This is a genomic window from Xenorhabdus miraniensis (assembly GCF_002632615.1).
Genome location: NZ_NITZ01000003.1, coordinates 327,527 through 353,318 on the forward strand (window position 1 = coordinate 327,527; position 25,792 = coordinate 353,318).

Here is a 25,792-nt window from a genome sequence, read left to right on the forward strand (position 1 = left end):
TGTATTTCCTCCCAAGATATTAAGAGCCTCCTCCATAAGGCTCTTGGAGCCTGATTGGTTATTTTTCTAATCCGCTATTTTGATATATTTTTCAAATAAATAAGACAGATTGGTTCTTAACCAGTCGATGCCGGCAATGTCACGACCTTGCCAAGCGTTCAGTAGCACGTTCCCATCGAACAATTGTTCAGCCTCATGGGATATAGGCCAATAACTGATATGCCATGGCTCATAAGCTACGCCAGCATCATGGCGAATATACGGGCGATAGAAATCATAATGCGACATGTTTTCTGTCAGCCAATGAGTCAATGGCTCAAAGTAGCCTCCGTCTTCATATTCCCAGGGTTCCAGCAATAATTTTTTACCTTGCGGCAGCAGGAACGGATCATACACATCCAGTTCGGTGCCCCAATGATGACGGCTCGCTCCCGGCAAAGCTGACCAACGGAGAATGGCTTCACAAAGCTCACCTTCGCTCATCTCTGAAATGTTAAGAGGTTGGCTATGATCATCTAATACCGGACGTTGACCGCGAAATTTTTCATTCCAGATGGTTTGCTGACGTGTGAAATCACGGAATGAACTGGCAGGTTGTAGCTTAAATCCTGCCTTAACTGCATCTTTCTGCATGGCAAGAAATGCTTTGGTGGCATTGAACTGCAAACGGTGATTGCCAGCAAGGGTTACCAAATGATCTGTGGACAAGCCAGTCAACATTTCAGGTGTCATCATTTGATTAATTTCTCCATGATACGTTGATAAATCAGGCTTAACTCCTGTAAATCCGTCACCTTGACGCATTCATTCGTTTTATGAATAGTCGCATTAATGGGCCCCAGCTCCACAACCTGAGCGCCCATTTTGGCAATAAAACGCCCATCGGATGTACCGCCACTCGTTGATAGCTCCGGTTTATATCCGCAATAATGAGCAACCGATTCAACTGCCGCATCAACGAGGACACCTTTACTGGTCAGGAAAGGCTGGCCCGATAACCACCATTCAAGTTCGTATTTCAGATTATGCCTTTTCAGCATATCTTCTACTTGTTGGCGGATTGCAACGTCTGTTAATTCGGTACTGAAACGGAAATTGAATTGAACCCACAGTTTGCCCGGAATAACGTTATTGCTACCGGTTCCTGCCTGAATATTAGCGACTTGCATGCTTGTGGCAGGGAAAAACTCATTTCCGTTATCCCACCTTGTATTAACCAGTTCTTGTAAAAAGGGTTGTGAACGATGAATAGGGTTATCAGCCAATTGAGGATAGGCGACATGGCCTTGAGTACCCAAAATAGTCAGGTTGGCAGTTAACGAGCCTCTCCGTCCATTCTTGATCATATCTCCCAGACGTTGCTGGCTGGAAGGTTCTCCTATCAGGCAGTAATCCAGGCGCTCATGGCGGGACATTAATGCTTCAACGACTTTGACGGTACCATTTATTGCTTTGGCTTCTTCATCAGAGGTGATTAGAAAAGCAAGGCGGCCTTTATGGGCAGGATACTCCTCGACGAAACGTTCAGCAGCCACAACCATAGCAGCCAGAGAACCTTTCATATCTGCGGCACCACGGCCATAAAGCATCCCATCGCGGATAGCAGGTTCAAAAGGAGGTGTTTGCCATTGTGATGTATCACCAGCAGGAACAACATCGGTATGTCCAGCAAAGGCAAAAGTTTCTCCCGTTCCACGATAAGCCCAGAAATTCAAAGTATCACCAAAAGGCATTCGCTCTATCGTAAAACCGATGTTTTGCAGACGCTGAATGAGAAGCTCCTGACAGCCTTGATCATCAGGACTGACGGAAGGGCGCTGAATTAACTGCTGAGCAAGATCAATTACTGGACAACTCATGATGAGATCCTTATCTAGTCATGCGAGAAAAATTGTTGATACTGTTCGGCCTTGAAACCGATTAAACACTTTTCTATTGTTGAAGCTGCCGTTTTTGAGATCAAGAGAGGCCGTTTTATGATTGCGGGTTGTTCTAGCATGAGTGCTTGAGCAGCCTCTGTATTATTAATGGCAGCTTTTTGCTCATCAGACAACTTTCGCCAAGTTGTACCACGAGTATTCAGCAAAGGCTCCCAGCCGACTTGTTCAATAAATGCCTGGAGTAGCTCAGGAGATAAACCATCAACGCGATAGTCATGAAATTGATAGGGGATCTCTTGGTCTTCTAGCCAGCGACGCGCTTTTTTTATGGTATCGCAGTTTTTGATACCGTAGAGAGTGAATGCTTTATGAGAAGTGGTATCCGACATGATGAGATCCTTGGTTTTGTTTAACGTAGCCGACATAATGCGGGAAATTTGGGATTTTATCCAGACAGAGATAAGGCCCAATTGAAATAGTAAACCAAATAAATAATACCTGTGTTTATTATGTTGGAAATTAATTCACTTTTAAATTAATTTGCTTTTCTTGATAACTCACAATTTCCCTGCTGACAAAACTTAGGGAAATTGTGTTTTATAATGGAGAGGTGGAGAAAGAATCCAATGTTAGATGAACTCTGTTTTCCTATGTTTTAGATAAATGATAGTGGCTTCGAGACGGGAGCGGGATTTAAGTTTTTTCAATAGGTTACGGGTATGTACTTTCACTGTCTCTTCTGAAATAAAAAGGAAGTCAGCAATTTCTTTATTTGTCATTCCTTCTGAAATTTCTTTTAAGACATCTAACTCACGCTTGGTTAATTTTGATAATGGGTCGACATAAAGATGGCGGGTAGATAAATATTGATAAACTTTTTCACTGAACACCGCATGACCATCGGCGGCTTTTTTTATGTTGTTCAACAGAGGAACAAGCTCAGTGCCTTTTAATAAATAGCCATTTGCACCGGCATCAACCGCATCATAAATATCACCACGATGATCAGAATCGGAAAGTACCAAAATATACGAATCAAGGCCTTTGCGACGAAGGGATTTAATCGTATCAACCCCTGAAAGGCCGTGAATTTTCAGATCCATCAAAATAATGTCTGGTTTTATCTGACAAGCGATATTAATCGCATCTTCACCATTGTCAGTTTCAGCCGTTACGATGAGTTCCCGCTCTAATTCAATCAACCCTTTTAAGCCGTGACGGATGATAGGATGATCATCAACTATCATGACCGAATGATTGTGCATGTTCTTTCTCCCATATAGAAATGCAGATTATTATGTTTAATAAAACATAAAAGACAGAGTTCTGCTTTATGTTAAATTGCTGTGTGATTCTTATGGAGTATATTGAATCATCTTTAATGAGATTCTGAAAATATATCCTGATATAAAATTAGAAATATCGCAAACAGGTTTAACCATTCAGGTGAAATAAGATTCACTTTCATAAGAAATGCGTTTCCTTAATTGCTAATAATTTTCCAAATAAATTTGGGCTAATATTTTATAGATTATTTTTTGTTTTTGTAAACTTATTTTAAATGCTGACTTTAAAATACTTCTTTAATTAATTTATCAGTCCGTTAATTGAAGATAAAATACCTCTCTATAGGTATCTCTAGGATAATGTCTATATAATGCTGGTTAACATAAAATCATTATTAGCCTGCTTTTTGATCTTTGGTTTTTGGGCAAGAATAAAATAATGCTGCTGACATCATGATTTAACTTTCCGTAACTATTATACTGAGCAGATTTTCACTTCGATATGACGCGTAAAGGATCTGATGATGGACGAAAAACTAAAACAAAGTGCGCTTGATTTTCACGAGTTTCCACAGCCGGGAAAAATCACGGTTACTCCGACTAAGCCACTGACAACTCAACGTGATTTGGCGCTGGCATACTCGCCGGGTGTTGCGGCTCCTTGCCTTGAAATAGCAGCAGATCCTTTGGCGGCTTACAAATATACTGCTCGTGGTAATCTTGTTGCGGTTATCTCCAATGGGAGTGCTGTCTTAGGGTTGGGTAATATCGGTGCATTAGCCGGTAAACCTGTTATGGAAGGTAAGGGCGTTCTGTTCAAGAAATTCTCTGGCATTGATGTTTTTGACATCGAAGTTGATGAGTCCAACCCTGATAAATTGATTGATATCATTGCGGCTCTGGAACCGACTTTCGGTGGCATTAACCTTGAAGATATTAAAGCGCCGGAGTGCTTCTATATTGAGCAAAAACTCCGTGAGCGAATGAACATTCCTGTATTCCACGATGATCAACACGGAACGGCAATTATCTGTACCGCAGCGGTATTGAATGGCTTGCGGGTGGTTAGCAAAGATATTAGCAATGTGCGCATGGTGGTATCGGGTGCTGGCGCTGCCTCGATTGCCTGCATGAACTTGCTGGTGGCTTTGGGATTGAAACGTGAAAATATTGTCGTTTGTGACTCGAAAGGGGTTATCTATCGTGGTCGCGAAGAGAATATGGAAAAAACCAAAGCAGACTATGCTATTGAGGATAATGGCAGCCGTACATTGGCAGATGTGATCCCTAATGCTGATATTTTCCTCGGCTGCTCTGGGCCGGGTGTATTGACACAAGACATGGTAAAAACCATGGCGAAAGATCCGCTTATTATGGCATTAGCCAACCCGGAGCCGGAAATTCTGCCACCACTGGCAAAAGCTGTTCGCCCTGACGCCATTATCTGTACTGGCCGCTCTGATTTCCCTAATCAGGTGAACAACGTTCTTTGCTTCCCCTTTATTTTCCGTGGCGCATTGGATGTTGGGGCGACAACCATCAATGAAGAAATGAAACTCGCCTGTGTCCGCGCTATTGCAGATTTGGCACTGGCGGAACAAAGTCAGGAAGTGGCTTCTGCCTATGGTGATCAAGACCTGTTCTTTGGCCCTGATTACATTATTCCAAAACCCTTTGATCCTCGCCTGATTGTAAAAATTGCTCCGGCAGTGGCGAAAGCAGCGATGGAATCTGGTGTTGCAACACGGCCTATTACCGATTTCGGGGCATATATTGAGAAACTCAATGAGTTTGTCTATAAAACCAACTTATTCATGAAGCCAATTTTCTCTCAAGCTAAAAAAGAGAAAAAACGCATTGTACTGGCAGAAGGGGAAGATATCCGCGTATTACATGCCACACAAGAACTGGTTTCTCTTGGGTTGGCGTTCCCTATTCTGATTGGCCGCCCTAGCGTTATTGAAATGCGGATTAAAAAACAAGGTCTGCATATCGAAGCCGGGAAAGATTTCGAAGTCGTGAACAACGAGAATGACCCGCGTTTCAAAGAATACTGGCAAGAATATTACCAGATGATGAAACGTCGTGGCGTGTCTCAGGAGCAGGCCCGTCGCGCAGTGATTGGTGATCCAACCTTGATCGGTGCAATCATGGTGCATCGTGGCGAAGCCGATGGCCTGATTTGCGGTACTGTGGGCAGCTACAGCGAGCATTATCGAGTGGTGAAAGATGTCTTTGGCTTCCGTCAGGGAGTACATACCGCAGGCGCCATGAATGCCCTGATGTTGCCAACGGGGAATACGTTTATTGCCGATACTTATGTCAATGAAGATCCAAGCCCGGAAGAACTGGCAGAAATCACATTGATGGCGGCTGAAACCATCCGTCGTTTCGGTATTGAACCTAAAGTAGCGCTATTGTCACGCTCAAGTTTTGGTTCTGCTGATTGTGATTCTGCGCGAAAAATGCGTAAGACACTGGAATTGGTTCAGCAAATAGCCCCATCCCTTGAAATTGATGGTGAAATGCACGGCGATGCTGCACTGATGGAAAGTATTCGCCGCGATATCATGCCGGACAGCCCGCTGAAAGGTTCTGCGAATTTGTTGATCATGCCAAATATGGAAGCTGCCCGTATCAGCTATAACTTACTGCGTGTCACTGGCTCGGATGGGGTAACTGTAGGCCCGGTCCTGATGGGAGTAGCAAAACCTATCCATATTTTGACACCGATTGCTTCCGTGCGTCGTATCGTGAATATGGTGGCATTGGCGGCGGTTGAAGCGCAAACCAATCCTCTCTAAAAAATAGCCATTCATTGTTCTGGTCTGTTCATAAGGCCGGAACAAAATAGAGAGTGACCCTGTTAAGTCTATGCTTAACAGGGTGTTTTTATTTGTAAATAATTCTCATTATCTATAATATGCGGGCAATTTTTCTTTTGATAATGAATAAATATGAAAACATCTGCCTGCATAAAATCGACTTTTCTGGCCTGTTCGTTATTACTTGGTGGTTGTGCCATTGCGCCAAATAATGCTCAAAATACCCCTCAAACGGTACTTCAAGTTCTTCCTGATGAATTAATACAATCCGGGGCAGTACTTGATATGAAAACAGGGAAGGCTATAACCCCTGATGACCTGCTTGAACAACTGGCGAGCTATCCTCGTGTTGTTGTTGGTGAAAAACATGACAATCCCTACCATCACCAGATCGAGTTATGGCTGGTGCAACAACTTGGAAAAAAACGTCCTCACGGTTCCGTCTTACTGGAGATGATTGATCCAAGCCAGCAAGAAAAAGTCAATAAAGTTAAAAGTTGGTTACAAGGGAATCCGATTGTCAGGGGTGAGCGGGTCCAGACATTATTGGCATGGCATCAAGGTTGGCCATGGAAATGGTATGGTGATTTGGTGATGGAGTTAATGAGAGCACCTTACCCATTACTTGCGGCAAATCTGACGCGTAGTGAAATCGATCAGGCGTACAAAGATCACCGGGCCGGAGATAGAACTTCACTGGTTTCTGATGATGTTAAAAAACGCATTGAAGAAACCATCAAAAATTCCCATCGTGGAAATATCGATGAACAACATCTCTCTGCGATGAGCAAAATTCAACAAATGCGTGATCAGAGAATGGCAGAACAGTTGGCCAAGGCACCATCACCAGCGTTGTTATTTGCGGGCGGATATCACGCAGTAAAAGCAATGGGTGCTCCTCAGCATATGAAAAAAATAGCGCCAAATGAAAAAATGGCAGTGTTTGTGATTGCAGAACAAGGCGTTTCTTTGAACAACGATTATGCTGATTTTGTCTGGTTTACCCCAAAAGTGAGCGAAAAAGTAACCAAATAATGTTAAGTATCACAAGGATGTGAATAACTAATAAATAAAAATAGTTTTCATTTATATATTGAATTGATTATCATTCATCTCCATTTATTATTGACATAATGTGCTATGAGAGATGTTGACGTATACCGCTTATCAAAATGCTCACACTGGTCACGTGACAAAATCCTTTCTCGCCGCGATCACACTCCATGCTTTGTTGGTAGGCTGGCTCGTCTACAAACCAAAGGATGTTGATATAGAAGAGTTGTTGCCTCCACCTGCGGTGATGGTGGAACTATCAACACAGACAGAAGCAATACATAAAATACAAAACCAGCCGATTGGCATTGAACAGCAGCTATCTGTTACCAGTAAGCAGCAGGAAAGCAAGGTTGATGAAGTGAATTTGCCCAAGCTGGATGTTAACGAAAATGCTTTGCTTTTAGTCAACAAGCAAAAGAAAAAACAGAAAGAACAAGATACACCGAAAAAAACACAGCCTGTTAAGCGAGTGAAAGCCGAAGAACAGGAAAGTGAAAAGTCGCGCAGCACCGCAGCACCAACAACCAGTAATGCAACGGCGAATAATGTAACCATTCGTACAGCAGCATCCTATGAAAGTAATTCTAATGCCATTGCCGATGCCAGAGCAGTTTGGCAGGCAGAAGTGACCGGGCATTTGAACCGCTACAAAAAATATCCAGAAGATGCCCAGCGAAGAAAGAGAACAGGGCGCCCAATGGTGAAATTTACTGTCAATCAGTTGGGAGCTTTGATTGACAGTGAGTTAACACGACGTTCAGGGACTAACTCTCTGGACAGAGAAGCAAGGATGGTATTGGAAAGGGCGCAGCCTTTACCTGCACCACCTGACGTTATTTTAACCAATGGCAGGGTTACGGTTGAACTGCCAGTGGAGTTTTCTTTATCTCAATAAAAACGCAGGATTGATGGCATGTCACAGTATAAGACGGTACTTTCATCGAATACGAAAAGGCTAACCAAAAGAACAACACACAGTAAAAGAATAATGCTCGGTTTTTTGCTAGGTGGTAGTTTATTGAGTCATAGTTTTACCACTATCGCAATGGAGAAAAGTATGTTGCCGCCTATGGCCACAAAACAGCCGCATAAAATGGAAAATCACGGGGATGCCCGTGTCGATAATTATTATTGGCTGCGTGATGATAACCGTCAGGACAAAAATGTCATTGATTATTTAACGGCGGAAAATCAGTATACCGGGCAGATGCTGAAATCAGGTCAGGAACTGCGTGAAACTCTGTATAAAGAAATGACGGATCGAATGAACAAAGAAGATCAGTCAGTTCCTTATACCTATAACGGGTATGTTTATCGTACCGTTTATGAGGCAGGGAAAGATTTCCCAATCTACCAGCGCAAACCCGTTGATGATTCAACCGATTGGCAGGTCATGGTGGATGGCAATGAGCGGGCAAAGGGCCATAAATTTTATCAAATTGGTGGACTTGCGGTGACGCTGGATAACAAGCGCATCGCTGTGGCAGAAGATATCCAAGGTCGTCGTAACTATCAGGTTTCATTTAAAAATCTTGATGGTGCTGACTGGCAGAACAATGTCATCGAAAACACATCCGGCAATATTTTGTGGGCAAATGATGGCGAGACATTGTTTTATGTACGCAGAGATCCCCAAACGTTGCTGCCTTATCAGTTATTCCGCCATCAATATGGTACTGATACCCGGCAGGATAAAAAGGTCTATCAGGAAGACGATGATCGCTTCTATCTGTCGATTTCAGACAGTACTTCGCGTGATTATATTTTGATCTCGAGTGTCAGTTATTCGACTTCAGAGTATCGCTTGATTGATGCCAATAATCCGCAATCGGAACCGCAGGTTTTCTCTGCCCGTCAGGCGGGGCGTGAGTACGATCTCGACCATTTCCGCGGGCAATTTTATATTCGTTCCAACCATGAAAACCCACTGTTTGGCTTATATCGTACAGAAGCTAGCGATAAGCCGTGGGAAACGGTGATTGCACCACAAGAAAACACGGATCTGGAAAATTTTGAATTATTCAATAACTGGCTGGTGGTACAGGAGCGTACCAGAGGATTGTCATCAATTCGTCAGATTGATTGGAAAACGCAGCAGGAAAAGCGCGTTTCATTTGATGATCCGGCCTATATGGCATCGATAAGTTATAACCCAGAGCCAGATACTCATTTATTGCGCTATAGCTATTCATCCATGACCACGCCAAGTTCAGTGTTCCAGTGGAACATGGAAACAGGTGAACGTGAATTATTGAAGCAGCAGGAAGTTAAAGGGTTCAACAAGGAAAACTATGAAAGCCAGCGTATTTGGGTAAAAGCCCGCGACGGAGTGGAAGTGCCCGTATCTCTGGTATATCGTAAGTCCCTGTTCAAAAAAGGTGAAAACCCGATCTTGATTTACGGTTATGGTTCTTATGGCATCAGCATGGATCCTTATTTTAGTTCAGCATTGCTAAGTTTGCTGGATCGTGGCTTTGTCTATGCTTTAGTGCATGTCCGTGGCGGTGGCGATTTGGGCAAAAACTGGTATCTGCAAGGTAAACTCGAAAACAAGATGAACAGTTTCCACGATTTTATTGATGCTACCAGAAAACTGATTGCTGATGGCTACGGAAATAGCAAGCGGGTTTATGCAGAAGGTGGCAGTGCAGGTGGTTTATTAATGGGTACGGTGATTAACCAGACACCAGAATTATACCGGGGAGTCATTGCGAAAGTACCTTTTGTGGATTCTTTGACAACCATGCTTGATTCATCTATTCCATTGACAACGGGTGAATATGAAGAATGGGGTAATCCAAATAATAAAGAAGATTACTTTCGTATTAAATCTTATAGCCCTTATGACAATATTAAACATCAGCGTTATCCTCATTTATTAGTGACAACAGGTTTGCATGATTCCCAAGTGCAATATTGGGAACCGGCAAAATGGGTTGCGAAATTAAGGGAAATGAAACAAGGCGACAGTCTGGTATTGTTAGAAACTAATATGGATACCGGACATGGTGGAAAACCAGGGCGTTTTAATCGCCTGAATGACATTGCCTTTGATTATAGTTTTCTATTAATGTTAGATAACGCTAAAACATATTTTCCAGAATTAAAAAATTAATAAAAATATTTATAACTTCTGGCGCTGATAATTTTTTACCAGTGCCAGGGGTGTTTTATACACAAACTTACGAACCGATGTAAGCAACAATAAATGTAAGCAGCAATAAATGTAAGCAGCAATAAATGTAAGCAGCAATAAATGTTCTTCTATTTAGGGTGATAGTAATGAAAATTGTGGCAAAAATAGCTGGAGCCAGCGCAGTATTAATCGGGCTTCAAGGAATCGCTTATGCTGAAAATACGAATGACAATAAAAAAGAAAAAGTCATGCGGTTCAGCAGCCTGAAAGTTTCAGGTGCTCAGGATAATAATAATGCTCCCCAGATTGAGGCAATGGAAAAACCAGGTGCTTATAGTTCTGTGGGGGAAGATAATAAACTTGAATCTATGGATAGTGTACTGCGCAGTTTGCCGGGCACTTATACTCAGATGGATGCAAGTCAGGGGCAAGGAGTCGTAAGTGTTAATATTCGTGGGTTAAGTGGCTTCGGGCGCGTTAATATGATGGTGGATGGTGTTAGCCAGAGTTTTTATGGCACATCACCGAGTGAATTTGCACATGGGGGACAACCATATAACCAGTTTGGTGCTTTGGTTGACCCTAACTTTATTATCCGTACGGATATTAATCGTGGGCAGGCTGGTGATGAGGATTCAATTAACGCGTTAGTGGGAAGTGCTAACTTCCGTACTATTGGTGTTGATGATGTGATTTTTGAAAGTAACAAATTTGGAATACGTACTAAATCAACATATGGAAACAATGGAATCGGCCGAAGTGGTATGATGGCTGTTGCAGGAAAAACACAGGCATTCAATTCAGAAGGTTCTTTGGGGGTTCTACTCGCTTTCAGTGGACACAATATTGATGCTCATTATAGAAATGCTGATGGTATTAGTAGTGAGGAATTTGGTACAAGAAATACATTCAAACAAAAACCCAACTCTCAATTGATGAAATTAAATATTAAACCAAATGACTTTCATGATCTAGAGCTATCTGGACGTTTTTATCATAATAGATTTAATATGCGTCATATTGATAGCTATGATTATTATATAAAATATAATTACACACCATTTAGTGAATTGATCGATACGGAAATTTTGCTTAGCACAGGAGAAGGAATTCAAGATTTTCAGGGTAAGGTTTTAAGTGGCTTAGATAGAAGTGAATCACGTAATAAATCTGACTCTATAAATATTAAAAATACAAGCAGATTTGATTATGCCGATATTGATTTTGCATTTACCTTAGGTGGTAAATTGATGAGTACTGAATATACTAAAAAAACAGGTATTGAGCTAGCTGGCGAAAATAAATCTACGGAAAAAAATAATGTCTTTTCACCAAGTGGAAAACAAGACATTACCAGTATCTATAGCAAGTTAAAAATTGAACGGGGGATTTATACTGCTGATTTAGGACTAAGCTATTTGGAATCTAGTTTAAAAGGAATAAAACCAGCTTGTGATGAATTGTTAGATTGTTTTCCTCAGGGGGAAGCATTATTAAATATAAAGTCACGAGGGCTTAACCCAAATATTTTATTATCGGCAGAAATTACACCTGCATTTCAGCCATTCGTAAGTTATACGCACTCAATGAGGGCGCCAAATGCTCAGGAAGTTTTCTATTCTAATGAAGAAGGAGCTTCTGTGAATCCATTCTTGAAAGGAGAGAAAGCGGATACTTATCAAGTTGGTTTTAATAGTTATCGCCCAAATCTGCTTGTAGACGGGGATGAATTCCATCTAAAAGCAGCATATTTTCATACTAAGATTAAAAACTACATCAAAAGTGATTCTTATGTATTATGTGCGACAGGGAAAATATGTTTGGATGATGGTTCCCTAGAACCAAAAGATTATCATAAGAGAAATTTTAATATTTTTATTTATACCAATAGCTTAGCTACGGTCAATATGAGTGGTTATGAATTGTCAGCAAACTATGATGCGGGCGTATTTTATAGTTCATTAGCTTATAGTCAGCAAAAAACGCAGCAGCCAACTTCTAGAGCAACATCTGATTTTGGGGCAAGTCCTGCTTCCCAGTTACCAGAACGATATCTTACACTAGATACAGGTATTCGTTTGTTAGATGAAAAAATGCGTCTTGGGGCTATTGTGACATATACAGGTAAATCTTATCACCAAGATCCTGAAATTGAACTGGATGCAGAGAATGGAAATCAAATAAAGATGATTAAGGATGATAAGATACCGACTGTTATCGATTTATACACAGATTACCAAATTAATAAAAATATATTAGTTAAATTATCTGTGCGAAACTTAACCAATAGAAACTATGCTGACGCATTAAATCGTATGAATTCTTCTGCTTTTATGGGAGATAGTGATGCAACTACCCAAACCGCCCGAGGCAGAACCTACGTTATGGGCGCAGAAATTCGTTTCTAATAGATTTTAAATACCTATAAAATAATAGCGGTGAAAATTCATCGCTATTTTTACAAAATTATTATTATCCTATATTTAATACATCTAATTAAGTAAATAATATGGACACCGACTCAATTCAAACTGGGAAATAAAATTTTCTAACAGCATAGTCGTAAACATGTATTTGGCTTCAACAAGCCCTAATAAAAACCCGCACTCTCTGCCTTCATTACATCTAAAAGAACCCTGATTATGGTAACCTGTTTATGATGCAGGTTACGATGACTTTGTAACGTTTGAACGAAAATAAAGGCCAGTCAGTCATACTAAGCACTATTTAACAAGCCCCGTAATTATATAGAACAGAATAAAAGTGAAACTATCATATTTTCTTTATGGTTTGTTTTTGAGGGGATATGAAATTGAGAAATGAATATTTTCAAGTTTCAGTATGATAAAAAACTATAAATAATAGACAGAGAAGCCATGATTACGCCAGTTTTCAGGAGAAATTACCAACCTGCAAAATAATAACTTAAAACTCCATAAGGATTTTCGTGCTTTTAAGGGTATTTAAGTGGATTCATTAGATAAAATCTGAGTTATTAAAAATAAATAAAGTTCAAACAGAAATGTCCGATTTTTTTATCATATACATCTATAAGAAATTTTCCATAATTACCATCTTGATTCCAACCTTCTATGGAGTTATAAGCAGGTATTATAGGCGGTCAAATTGGCTTATAATATCCAGTATAAAGGTGTGTATTAAATAAAAATGCGTTATAGTTCATAGCAAATGTGGCAATTACGTCATTGGTAGGGAGAATAGCAATGGATAACCTTGGCGTTCTCGAAATTTTCGTCCGTGTCAGTGAAGCACGAAATTTTACTGCGGTAGGTAACCAATTAGGCATATCATCTTCAGCTATCAGCAAAGCAATAGGCCGTCTGGAAGAAAGGTTACAGGTCAGACTTTTTCATCGTTCTACGCGTATAGTGACTTTAACACCGGAAGGAACTCGTTTTCTCAAACGTTGTCGACGCATTCTTGATGAAATAGAGGCAGCAAAAAATGAACTTTCCGAGTCACAATCGCTGCCATATGGAAAACTAAAAGTAAGTATACCGTCAATTGGTATGCTATTTATGCCTCAATTTGTAAAATTCAGTCAGCAGTATCCTAATATTGAATTAGAAATAGATACTACTGACAGTTTGGTTGATTTAATTGAAGAAGGATTTGATGCTGTAATACGTATAGGAGAACTTACTGATTCACGATTAATGGCTCGTGTACTTGGTTCTTATAAAAGGATCCTGGTTGGTTCACCGGATTATTTCTTAAAAGCGGGCATTCCTGAAAAACCAGAAGACCTTATTAAACATACCTGCATAATGTATCGTTATAAAAGTACAGGAAAATTGGATATTTGGCCAACCAGTCAATATAGTCAAATATTACAGACGGAATGGCCTACAAGAATGGTGACTAACACACTTGAGCCATTAATTGCTTGCGCGGAAAATAGTCTTGGTATCGCATGTATTCCTGATTTAGCTGTTCGAAATCAACTAACCACAGGAAAACTTATCACTGTCTTAGATGATTTTAATCACGATATAACAATATGTAGAATACTTTGGCCTTCAGGAAAATATTTATCACCCAAGTTAAGAGTGTTCATTGATTTTATGGTTGAAAATTTATTTAAAAATTAGGCAAATACCAAGGAAGGTATTGACTTTATTGTGTAATCGGGAACAGCAGATCAATAGCATACAGGTAACGACTTGATATTTAATAGGACTTAAGAGAGCTGATATTTCCTGTCTCCAACAACATATATGACATATTTGTCATATATGTTGTTCACTATAGTCTATTTTTCTTCTTTATGTGAATGTGCACCATGTCAAAGTCAGGCTCTGTTAAGGGCTGGAGCTACTCGACTTGAGGAATCTAATTGATGAATAAAACAACTGCATCTGCTCAACACAAGGAAATTGAACGCTTGCCTATAGCAGCACTGCTTGCTTTGGCGATGGCAGCCTTTATCACGCTGCTGACCGAAATCATGCCAGCCGGATTGCTTTCTTCTATTGCAGAAGGCTTGGATGTATCAGAAAGCCTGGCTGGCCAGTTTATCACCGCCTATGCTGTAGGAGCGTTGGTCGCTGCCATTCCGGTGACAGCCCTTACACAAGGCATGCGGCGACGTCCTTTATTATTGATAGCTATTTTCGGCTTCGCTGTTATTAATCTTATCACTGCGCTATCCAATAACTATAATGTCTCACTGGTAGCACGTTTCTTCGCCGGTGTTTTCGGTGGCATCGTCTGGTCACTGCTAGCGGGTTATGCGGTGCGTATGTCACCCTCTCATCTCAGCGGGAGAGCGATTGCAATATCTGGCGCAGGCGCGACCATCGCTCTGGTGCTCGGTGTGCCGCTCGGCTCGTTACTCGGCCGATTCATCGGCTGGCAAGGCGCTTTTGGATTGATGTCTGCCTTGGCACTGTTGCTTATCATGTGGGTGATTGCCATCGTTCCAGATTTTCCTGGCCAAACTAAGGAGCAGCGCCGGTCTCTTGTCGGCGTATTTATGAAAACAGGCATTCCTGCCGTATTATTTGTTGTCTTTACTTTCGTTATCGCTCACAACATTCTCTATATTTATATTGAGCCTTTCCTTGAATCTTCAGGGTTGTCCAAGAGTGTGGATATTATTCTGCTTATCTTTGGACTTGGCTCGATAGTGGGCCTGTGGTTTGTCGGTATAATGGTCGATCGACGACTGCAATTCCTTGCTGTAGCGAGTATCGTGCTCTTTGCTTTTACTGCTCTGCTGCTTGGCCTTTGGGGTGATATGCCACAGATGGTCTATCTGTGTATAGCTGTCTGGGGCCTCGCCTTCGGCGGATTTGCCACTATCACTCAAACAGCATTGGCTCGTTTCGCAGGTGACTCAGTTGATGTTGCACAATCCATTTATACGACAGTCTGGAATACCGCAGTTGCCGGTGGCGGTATCATAGGGGGTATTTTGCTTGATCGAGCAGGTGCAATATCCTTTGCATGGGTAGTGATTGTTCTCCTTATCATCTCTTTGTTGGGCACGATCTTCGCCATGAACAAGTCATTGCTGCGTAAGGGCTAAAAGATACCCTATGAAGACCCTTCGTGGGTCTTCATAGATCCTGTAGCTTTGTGGTGTATGGCTGTACCCTCTTATTTGTGTTTAAAATTACATTAGATAGTGCTGAATAAACGGTTATAGCTAAAGATTCTCTCTATGATAAGGCTATAAAATATAGACTTTGTATCGGAGATACTTTATGAATACTGTTGTAGAAAAATCTAAAGAAGAAATTCAGATAAAAACTGCCACATTGACTGAATGGCTGAATGTAATTGAAATGGGTCGTCAGGAAAAATGGGATCCAGGATTGGGGGACGGACATCTTTTTTTTAATGTCGATAATGAAGGTTTCTTTATTAGTTATTTTCAAGGAAAGCCGATTGCTTCTGTGGCTGTCGTGAATTTTAACGAAAATTATGCAAGTATCGGACATTATATTGTTAAACCTGAATTTCGCGGTAAAGGTATCGGTCTTGCGCTCTGGAGGTTTGCTATTAAACATGCTGGAGAACGCATTATTGCTTTAGATGCTGTGTCAGAGCAGAAAAAAAATTATGCTAAATGGGGATTTAAAACTTATTATCGTACATTTAGGATCCAAGGACGAGCATCAGGTCACCAGGTAAACAGACCGAATATAAATATTGTTGACCAGAGTTCCATCCAATCATTGATAGCGTTTGATGCAAGTATTACTGGATATTCCCGTGACAGGTTACTTACTTCTTGGTTTTTTGGTAATAATCGCAAAGGATTTATTCTCTCAGATAATCAAAATATAAAAGGGCTGATCGGATTGCGTCAATCTAATGATGGGTATAGGATCGGACCGTTTTACGCAAAGGATAAGGATCATATAAAGGATCTGTTTCTGACGGCTATTAGGGAAATACCCAAAAACGCTCTTGTGACGCTAGATGTCCCCGAATATGCACAAACAACTATTAATCTCTTACATTCATTTGGATTTCGTACTCTTTTTCATACCTACAGGATGTATCGCGGAACACCACGGGTAGGTTATACCCAAGGAAATAATGCGCTGGCCTCACTTGAAATAGGTTGAAATTTATTTTTTCACGTATTTCAACTTATTCAGGGGGCAAGGGCGTCACTGTGATCGATTGCTCTTGCCTTCCTGCCTTAATTGACGTACTCATCTGTTCATCGCTGATTTAATAATATTCATCGCTTTTACTGACATTGTTCTTTTGGTTAAATACTAACTGTGCTGATTCCCATTTTGAATTCTGGGCTGAAATGTCTTTGAATTATGTCACCTGTTTATTGTTGAAGTGAGGATATCACCTCTATCACGGTGACCAAAATCAATGTGCCACATCAGTTTTTGGCGAAAGCAATAATACCAAATCATCATGCTGTCTAATAATCTCTCACAAAACGTTAACACTCCCTAATCGAATCCACCGTAAAATAATTTTCTCAAAGAGATCGTGGGATTAGATAAAAGAATTTTATCTATGTTGATTATTTCATCTGTCATTTTTGTTAATTCAAGACTGCTAAAAAGCGATGAATTAGATACCCAACGAAAAGCTCTTTTCGTTGGCTCTATTTGCATTGTCAAAAAAGAATTTATTTTTTCATCTGGCTCAGAATCTATTGGGTTGTCTTCAATATTTTCATAATTGACAACATCAATTCCAAAAATGAATTTGGAATTTAAAAACTCCGATAATTTCAATTTAGGGTAACGGAATCTTATATCTTCAGTAAATGTTTTATGTTTATTTACTGTAGCATATTCAATTGATATAGCACTATATAAATCAAATGCAGTGCCGTCAAGGTTAACATAAAACTCAAAAGGAACAGTATCAGAAAAGAAAATAGAATAATTCAAATTTTTGTTTTTAAATAAATGGGTCTTCCAAGCCAGATGGAAATGTTGAGTGTTATTAGATAATGACAAATATACAGCTAATGCACTTAATATGTGAAACAACCTGTCTTCATTTTTGAACCTGATCATTTCATCATATAAGTTCCACTTATAGTAGATATCAAAAATACAATCTTGATAATGACACTCCTGATTTTCCAAAATAGTCTTTAGCGGTTTACTTGATTCGAGACGTTCAACCCAAAATGATTCACAAGAAACCAAATTTTCATGCTCTTGGGTTATATCGTCACAATCATAATCGCTAAGGGTAGGTAAAATATCTCCCACATTTATATCAAGCTGATAAGCTAAAAAATCAGCTCCAAAATATTCTCCTTTCAATTGCATGAACTCGATTTTAATATCTGTAGTTGCAGTTGTTATCACCCAAAAATCTTGTGATATATCAACTAAAATACCGGGTTTCTCATGTGAGGAGTTAGAAAGTATTTCAAGATTTTTAACTATGCCAACAGTGCTCATTAAATAAAATTTCGGCATACATAGTGGATTGTGATAATGTTCGCCAAAATATAATCCCCGCACCAGAGCTGACAATTCCTCAGCTGTTTTTTTCCATTGCAGACAAGCCAATGAATATGGACGTTTTCGATTTGAAAAAAACTTCCTTTCAGATAAATCTTGTTTTGTATATTCTATATTTTCACTCTTAATAAGAAGTATTAATTTTTTAAACCCTTCAAATGCGGCATAATAACATTTTATATTCAATGAAAAAGCAGTATCTGATGGGGTTATATCTACATTTTTTTGTACAACAATATCTCCAACTTCTTCCTTGAAAACAACTCGATGCCAAGTAATTGAATATTCCTTCTCTAGTGAAAGAATAGCCCATGAGGTAGCATGATATCCAGTGTATTTAGGCAATGGTGCATCATGATAATTAAACGCACCCAACGTAATGTTGTTTAATAATTTAGAGTTAAAAATAAGAGGGCATGATATAGAAAATAACCATTCAACCGAATTATCACAGACGAACAACTCTAATTCACCTATAGAATTAATATGTTTTATTTCCTCTTTCTTAGACCATGAAGTAAAAACTGAGTCTAAAGAGAGAACTGCATCAATATAGAAGCCTGAGTCAATTAGAAATTGACAGCACCTAATAGCTAAAGCACCTTGTCCAATAACCACGCAATGATAATTTTTACGTAATTTCATAATGTTCATTATCTTATTTAGTGACATTTTTATATGATTTGTTTTTAATTTTAACTTGTTCTAGAGAATACATTTCATTCGAGTGGTTAGTATTTTCATATCTGTTAATAGATTTGTAACTCCTAATTCTGTTAATAATTAAAAAAGTATTATTAACTTAGAAAAAATTGTTTTAGGTACTGAATAATATTCACAGGAATAAAAAAGTTCATCAGTAAAGGAAATATTAAAACTACTGATTAGTTGAACATGATTTCAATTTCCGCATATTTAACTGTTTTTTCAATGGCTTGTTTGATATTATTGAATGAATTTGATTTACACCTTATTAAAATGAAATGAATTTATAATATTACATCTTTTTTAAGATGCAGGCTTTAAATCATATTATTTACCATAAGTTAAATGGCTTATATGGTGATATCCTGCATCTTCAATTTTAAAAATTTCCTGATTAGTTAAGATATGAAATTAAAATACCCTGATTCTGAATAATCTTTGCCTACTTGTTTGAATCTTTCATTAGGAAAATTATATCCATTATCTAAATACCTTTTTGCGAAATACAAAGAAGCTTTGTCGTTAATTCCTATGTTTTCCAATGCGTTACGTTGAGCATCAGAAATTTCAAAATCAATACTATTTATATAATCAATCAATGTATTTTTGACTCCACTTCCATCTGGCATTCTGATTTTAGGTCTGTCAACAATATAGCTCGGCAAAATATCTCTAAATGCTTCTCTAAGTATATATTTTTCAACTCCATCTTTTATCTTCAATGATTCATCAAGGCTTAATACATAGTTTACCAGTTTATAATTCATAAAAGGTACTCTTGCTTCTACAGAATGACGCATACTTGCGCGATCAACGCGTTGTAAATCTGTACGATGTAAATTATTTAGCCGATAAAGGGATAATTCATCAATAGAAGGATATGTCTTGAATAGATCATAACCACAAAAAATTTCGTCGCTACCTTCTCCACATAAAGCGACCTTAAAGCCAAGCTTACTAGCGATAAAATAACCAAAGCCTGCTATAATAGAGTCTATAGAATCTATTTTTTCGAAAAACTCTCCATAATACACAGCTTTTTCAATTTCGTTAATTAAATCTTGCTCGGTAAACGTATATATTATTTGACGTATTTTATTTTCTTTGCAAAAGCGCTGCGATATTTTTATATCATTTGAATCAGGTAAACCAAATGTAATGGCTGTAATATTAGAATGGTATTTCTTGGCAAGAGCCAATACAATAGCGCTATCTATTCCGCCACTAAACATTATGGCAATTGGTAAATCAGTATCAACTTGAGATTTAACCGCTGTTTCCATTAGATTACGTACTTTTTGTTTTGCGATAAGGTAGCTATCCTTACTTTTCTCTATTTTTTTGTCATAGCTAATATATTTATACAATCTATTACCATCGTAAAGATTCCCGGGTTCAAGCGTTTTAACCTCAACAGAAAGTCCCAGAAAGGCCTTCATTTCTGAGGCGATATACCAAACATCATCTTTGAAGGCATAGTAAAGTGGTTTAATGCCCACATGATCTCTGCCAAGTAAAAATGTTGAATTTTTATTATCAAATATAACAAATGAAAACATTCCATCCAGCATTTTTACAAATTCTTTACCATATTTAATATATAATTTTAATATTACTTCGGCATCACCACGCCTTTCAAAAACACATCCTTCTTTTATAAGATTTTCTCTTAGTTCCTTATAATTAAAGATTTGTCCATTAAGAATGATATGAATATCTCTTTCTGCATCTGAAACAGGTTGTTTGGCATTATCTCTTTCCAGAATAGCCAAACGGTTAGTTGCCAGCCCGAAATTTTCTCTGACCAGGTTTTCATTAAAAAGAGGTAAATCTCCCCGGTGCTTAATCATTTCGGCCATGGAAATCAATTTTTCATTTATCTGTTCAACTGACTTTTTTTTTGTTGTAAATATTGCAGAAATACCACACATAAAGTTATCTCCTTTACAGAATAATCAATTATATTTAGTCAGTTATTTAATATTTGCCCCTAAGGAGCTAATTTCAGAAAAATATTCTGGGTAAGTTTGTCCAACATGATAAGGTTCTTTTATAACAACAGGTTCACTACAATGAAGTCCTATTGTTGTAAGCCCCATTATTAAACCATGATCATAATGTCCATCTAAAACAACGCCGCCTTTATATCCTTTTGGATTTCCATGAATAATGAGTTGATCTTGTTTTTCATCTGATTTTACACCCAGTTTTGATAATTCTTTTCTAAAATCTGATATTCGGTCAGACTCTTTATATCGTATATGCTCAATGTTATAAAAAATACTTGTACCAGAGGCAAATGCTGCCCTGGCTGCTAAAGCAGGAACAGCATCTGGAGCCAGCGAACCATCAAAGTCAAGAGGTAGGATATCTGTAGTACCACGTATTTTTATTGTTTCATCTTTAATAAATGTTATATCTGTACCAGTATCTATTAAATATTGAATTACAGCTCCATTTCCTAGCTCTTCTTCAAAAAATCCATTCAATTGGACATCTGATTCCAAAGAACTACAAAGTGACAGAATTGCAGCTGTACTTGCTGGATCTGCTCCTACTACAAAATCACTAGGCTGTAATTGGCTGTTACCAGATATGAAAAATTTGCGAAAATCACTATCGTATTCGACTTTAACACCTGCTTTTTTCAAATTATTTATTGTCGTGTGAACCATTGATTTAGCTGTAATATCATCAATGACTTTTATGGTTAAATCATTGTCCATTATTGAACCAAGATATAATAATCCGCTTAGGAATTGTGAACTTTTCCTACAAGATACTTCGGTATAGTTATTTAATCTCTTATTCGATTTTATTGTGATAGGAAGTCGATGCTCTTGACCTGATGCTTCGCATTGAACATTCAGCATCCTAAGAGCACTAATCATCTCAGTTTGTGAACGAACGCCAAGAGAAGAGTGATAGTCTGTTATGAATTTAGTCTCTGGTAAAAAACCAGCTACACCCATTAATAAACGAAGAACTACCCCCGAGTTACCAGGATTAATTTCTAATGGATGATTGATAGAACGTACATCAACTCCATTCACGATCAATTTGTTTCCATTCTCTTTAAAGATAGCACCCAATCTCTCACAATTTGATTTCATTGCTAATGTATTAAATCCAGTAGCAATATTCTTGATACTACTTTCCCCGGAAGTAACAGAAGAAGTTAAAAGAGCTCGAGTTGAAGAGCTTTTAGACGCGGGTAAATTAAGTGTTCCATGCAAATTTTTAGAGAAATTAATTTCGACAAATTGTGTATTATGATCAATTCTTTTAGTCATTTTATATTATCCTATAGATATCCCAACTATTTAACTATAACACCCAAGTCTTTGAGTGTTTCTATATATCCGGGGAAACCGTCGTTTAATTTATGAATATCATATATTGTAGATTCTTTCTCTGCGCCAAGAGATGCTATAATATTAGCAGCACAAACTCGATGATCTTCATAGCTTTTAAGTTCAACACCTCCTTTTGTGGGGCCTTTTCCTTCAATACATATTGAATCAAACATACCTTTTTTATCGAAGATTAAAGAGCTATTTGCTCCCATGGTTCTTATATTTTCATTAACAATAAAAGCTCGTTGGCTCTTATGGTTATTGATGGTATTTAATCCACTGAAAATTTTTTTTCCCTTTAGATTTGAGGTTGCCGCAATGATGTTTACTGCTACTGAGGGGAGTTCTTTTAAGGAAAACTTTCCATCATAAGGCTCAAGTAAGCTTTTATTTATTCTTAATTGCCCAATATCCAAATCATATTTAATTTTTAAGCCTATTTTTTCATAAAGTTTAAATAGATAACGCTCATTTATTGTATCACCAAAATAATAATTTCTTATAAGTACATCACTTTCTCCCTTTGAACTTAATACAGAAGAAGCAATGTAACTTAATGATGTAAAGTCAGAAGGTATTTTTATTTCAATGTTTCCAGAGTCGTACTCAGTGACTTTAATATGATTTTTATCATGTATTACTGTACTTCCTAAAAGTGCCATTGATTTAACGGTCATGTCAATATAACCTATCTTACTGTCATCCATAATTACGGGAACTTGTTTTTGTTGACTGAAAGGGGCAACAAATAAACAAAATGTAATGAACTGAGTACTATTAGTAACAGTTAATGGTTTTTTTATGTTGCTTTTATTTTTGGTGATGATAACCTTTTCACCTTCTATTCTTTCAATGTCAATATCTAAATAATTGCAAAAATCTTCATCAAATATACTTTCTCTGCTGAATAGAGATTCATTGCATTGTATAGTTACTTTACAATTTTCAATCAATGATGCCAAAGCTACACACATTCTGAATAACATTCCAGAACCGCCGGCATATATTTCTCCATGGCATGATAAATCTCTTCCTACACCACGAAGCAATAATGTTGTTTTGTCTTCATATAATATCTCTAATCCAAATTTTTGCAGAGCATTGAGCTGATTTTTTGTCTCCGCATTCCAGGATACATTAACAATCTTAGTTTTACTTTTATTCAGCAAAGCTAATAATAGGGCACGTTGTAAATGAGGTTTAGATGATGGAATAGCAATTTCGCCTGTCAAACCAAGGCTTGGAAAAACAGTAATTCTTCTCATTTCTTTCCTTTTGAAAATTTTCAAACATATAGTAGATATATACTATCTTATAATAATAAGAGCGTTTTTATTTTGTTGGAAAAACATACGATAATTAATCAATGTATTAATTTGCTAATGATGTTCAAGGTGTAAAACAAATTAATATTAGATTAACACAAATTATTAGATAAATGTGCATGAAAGATAAATAGCCTGATATTCACAACTATTATGACAGTTTGGTCATTAATTGATTTTTTGTTACATGAAAATATAGTTAATATATTTAATTTTAACTGTTTGATATGTTATTTATATATGGTTGTGAAAATAATATACTCCATGTGAAATGATTTAGTTAATTTATTAGGAAATTATTCTTATTATAATATTTATATGAGTTTTGACCCAACATCAAGCTCTTTTTGGTATCATTAGTAGTGACCAGATATCCTAAAATTTTCGCCTTATCTTGGTAAACTCTTCGAAGTATTTTTTTATCCATGGCGATGAATGCTCTTCCTTCTTGTGAACAGCATTCGTTGATCTGACTGAATAAGAGCTTGGTTGTAATGGCTTTGAGTTAATATCAGGTTGAATTTGTTCAATAACTGTTAATAAAGTATGTTTCCGTCCTGAGTCTATTATAGACTCACGTGTCACAACACTTATGAAATATAGATCTATTCTCATAAAACAATTTCCTGTGATAGTAATAGATGATATGGCACCATGGTTTTATAAAATATTAAAAATAATATATATCAATGGGTTAAATGTACAGTGCAGCAGTAAAGAAACAGATTCCTAAGAACATAGATAACTATGTGACTGGGAAAAGTAAGCATAGCTAACAAAGTTGTAATTTGAAAAATAACCGTTATCGTGATTTTAACCTTATTGTGTTAGGTGGGTGTTAATGGAAAATATTTACTATCGAAACTTGCCAGTCTTACCACGGGATCCTGAGATAATTAAAGCTATTAAGTACAAGGCAGAAAAATTATGGGAAGAAGTACTCAGGTTAAACATCAAGCTAAATATAGCCAGAGGAAAACCGTCCACCAAACAACTAGAGTTATCTTCATCAATGTTAGAGTGGAATCCAATTAATGATTTTCTTTCTGAAGAAAATATTGACTGTCGAAATTATGGAGAACCGGCAGGAATTTCTGAAATGAAGGCTCTTTTTGCTGGCCTCTTAAATATCGATAAAAGTAATGTAGTTGCTTCAGGAAACTCAAGCCTGGAAATTATGTATCAAGTTATTGCAGCACTCATGATTTATGGCCCGGATGATTCTTCACCTCCATGGTCATCTTATGAAAAGATAAGTTTTATTTGCCCTGTTCCAGGATATGACAGACACTTTAATATCTGTGAAGAAATGGGAATAAATATGATCCCAGTACCGATGAGAGATAATGGTCCAGATATTGATATCATTGAAGAATTGGTATCTAAGGATGCGTCTATTAAAGGTATTTGGTGTGTTCCCAAATATAGTAACCCAACAGGAGTGACATATTCATCAGAAGTCATAAGGCGCCTGGCAGGATTAAAAGCTGCGGCACATGATTTCAGACTATTCTGGGATAATGCGTACGCCGTCCATGACTTGACAAGTAAAGAAATAAAAATTGATGAAATAATATCTGTTTGTTCTTCAGAAGGATATCCTAATCGACCTTATGTTTTTACATCGACATCTAAAATAACTTTACCCAGCTCAGGTATTGCTGTTTTTGCCTCTTCAGAATCGAATATAAAATGGTGGCTGGCAAGATCTGCAATTAGAACTGTCGGTCCAGATAAATTAAATCAGCTTAGACACGTTCGTTTCCTTCAATCTCATGAGAGGATCAAAGCACTTATGATTCAACATCGTGAGATATTGGCTCCAAAATTTTCAACTATCATTAAAGTATTTAAAGAAGAGCTCAGTCAATTTTCAATAGTAAATTGGAGTGAACCACTTGGCGGTTATTTTATTTCATTGGATATTCCAGATGGATGTGCGAAACGTACCGTGAAATTAGCAGCTGACCTTGGTATTGAATTAACACCAGCAGGAGCTACTTTTCCCTATGGGAAAGATCCTCAGGATTCGAATATTCGTATTGCACCTAGTTTCTTATCTACCGATGAAGTTTCACTTGCAGCTAAAGGGATTGTGGCAGCTATTCTCATGGCTGTATCAGAGCGAATATCTTGAATATGAGTGGATTTCAATATGAGGAAGCTTTTTTTTAATTAGTTCCCAGAAGCATATTGCTGATGAAAGATTGCTGACAAAAGTATAAAACAGGCGATATT

At 37.9% G+C, this 25,792-nt stretch carries 17 protein-coding genes; 9 read left to right on the forward strand and 8 right to left on the reverse strand.

Annotated elements, in window-relative coordinates; all coding sequences use genetic code 11:
* Nucleotides 1-66: 66 nt before the first annotated feature.
* From Xmir_RS04940 to Xmir_RS04955, 4 genes are all read right to left on the reverse strand, one after another.
* Entirely contained in the window at nt 67-735 is a 669-nt protein-coding gene (locus Xmir_RS04940) for a M15 family metallopeptidase (RefSeq protein ID WP_099113299.1), read from the reverse strand.
* A complete protein-coding gene (gene dapE / locus Xmir_RS04945) occupies nt 732-1,859 on the reverse strand; it encodes a succinyl-diaminopimelate desuccinylase (protein WP_099113300.1) in 1,128 nt (375 codons plus the stop codon). Before dapE ends, Xmir_RS04940 begins: the two co-directional genes overlap by 4 nt.
* Nucleotides 1,860-1,873: 14 nt before the next feature.
* Nucleotides 1,874-2,269, reverse strand: a complete 396-nt coding sequence (locus Xmir_RS04950) for an ArsC family reductase (protein ID WP_099113301.1) — start codon at nt 2,267-2,269, stop codon at nt 1,874-1,876.
* A gap of 240 nt (nt 2,270-2,509) precedes the next feature.
* Nucleotides 2,510-3,145, reverse strand: coding sequence for a response regulator (locus Xmir_RS04955; protein WP_099113302.1), 636 nt, complete (start codon nt 3,143-3,145; stop codon nt 2,510-2,512).
* 545 nt (nt 3,146-3,690) lie between these two features.
* Between Xmir_RS04955 and maeB the strand changes: the two genes are divergently transcribed.
* From maeB to Xmir_RS04995, 8 genes are all read left to right on the forward strand, one after another.
* Entirely contained in the window at nt 3,691-5,970 is a 2,280-nt protein-coding gene (maeB, locus tag Xmir_RS04960; protein WP_099113303.1) for an NADP-dependent oxaloacetate-decarboxylating malate dehydrogenase, read from the forward strand.
* 153 nt (nt 5,971-6,123) lie between these two features.
* Nucleotides 6,124-7,026, forward strand: a complete 903-nt coding sequence (locus tag Xmir_RS04965) for a ChaN family lipoprotein (protein ID WP_099113304.1) — start codon at nt 6,124-6,126, stop codon at nt 7,024-7,026.
* Between the two features lie 112 nt (nt 7,027-7,138).
* Complete coding sequence (locus tag Xmir_RS04970; RefSeq protein WP_099113305.1) at nt 7,139-7,942, forward strand: energy transducer TonB family protein; 804 nt, start codon at nt 7,139-7,141, stop codon at nt 7,940-7,942.
* Between the two features lie 162 nt (nt 7,943-8,104).
* A complete protein-coding gene (locus Xmir_RS04975; protein ID WP_244170859.1) occupies nt 8,105-10,162 on the forward strand; it encodes a S9 family peptidase in 2,058 nt (685 codons plus the stop codon).
* Between the two features lie 167 nt (nt 10,163-10,329).
* Entirely contained in the window at nt 10,330-12,591 is a 2,262-nt protein-coding gene (locus Xmir_RS04980) for a TonB-dependent receptor domain-containing protein (protein ID WP_099113306.1), read from the forward strand.
* A gap of 816 nt (nt 12,592-13,407) precedes the next feature.
* Entirely contained in the window at nt 13,408-14,295 is an 888-nt protein-coding gene (locus Xmir_RS04985; protein ID WP_099113307.1) for a LysR family transcriptional regulator, read from the forward strand.
* A gap of 248 nt (nt 14,296-14,543) precedes the next feature.
* Nucleotides 14,544-15,734 (forward strand): MFS transporter, encoded by a 1,191-nt coding sequence (locus Xmir_RS04990; RefSeq protein WP_099113308.1) that lies wholly within the window; start codon nt 14,544-14,546, stop codon nt 15,732-15,734.
* A gap of 178 nt (nt 15,735-15,912) precedes the next feature.
* Nucleotides 15,913-16,782 carry a GNAT family N-acetyltransferase gene (locus Xmir_RS04995; RefSeq protein ID WP_099113309.1) on the forward strand — a complete coding sequence of 290 codons (870 nt, stop codon included), beginning with the start codon at nt 15,913-15,915 and terminating at the stop codon, nt 16,780-16,782.
* Between the two features lie 348 nt (nt 16,783-17,130).
* On the opposite strand, the gene Xmir_RS05000 is transcribed toward Xmir_RS04995, so the two are convergent.
* From Xmir_RS05000 to Xmir_RS05015, 4 genes are all read right to left on the reverse strand, one after another.
* On the reverse strand, nt 17,131-18,813 hold the full coding sequence (locus Xmir_RS05000; protein WP_167385942.1) for a formyltransferase family protein: 1,683 nt from the start codon (nt 18,811-18,813) through the stop codon (nt 17,131-17,133).
* A 458-nt stretch (nt 18,814-19,271) separates the two neighbouring features.
* The gene (locus Xmir_RS05005) at nt 19,272-20,804 is read right to left on the reverse strand and encodes an asparagine synthetase B family protein (RefSeq protein ID WP_099113311.1); all 1,533 of its coding nucleotides are present in this window, start codon (nt 20,802-20,804) and stop codon (nt 19,272-19,274) included.
* A 42-nt stretch (nt 20,805-20,846) separates the two neighbouring features.
* On the reverse strand, nt 20,847-22,166 hold the full coding sequence (aroA, locus tag Xmir_RS05010) for a 3-phosphoshikimate 1-carboxyvinyltransferase (RefSeq protein ID WP_099113312.1): 1,320 nt from the start codon (nt 22,164-22,166) through the stop codon (nt 20,847-20,849).
* 26 nt (nt 22,167-22,192) lie between these two features.
* Nucleotides 22,193-23,494: a 3-phosphoshikimate 1-carboxyvinyltransferase gene (locus tag Xmir_RS05015; protein WP_099113313.1), complete on the reverse strand. Its 1,302-nt coding sequence runs from the start codon at nt 23,492-23,494 to the stop codon at nt 22,193-22,195.
* A gap of 901 nt (nt 23,495-24,395) precedes the next feature.
* On the opposite strand from Xmir_RS05015, the gene Xmir_RS05020 reads away from it, so the two are divergent.
* Complete coding sequence (locus Xmir_RS05020; protein WP_099113314.1) at nt 24,396-25,691, forward strand: aspartate aminotransferase type Ic; 1,296 nt, start codon at nt 24,396-24,398, stop codon at nt 25,689-25,691.
* Nucleotides 25,692-25,792: the final 101 nt, after the last annotated feature.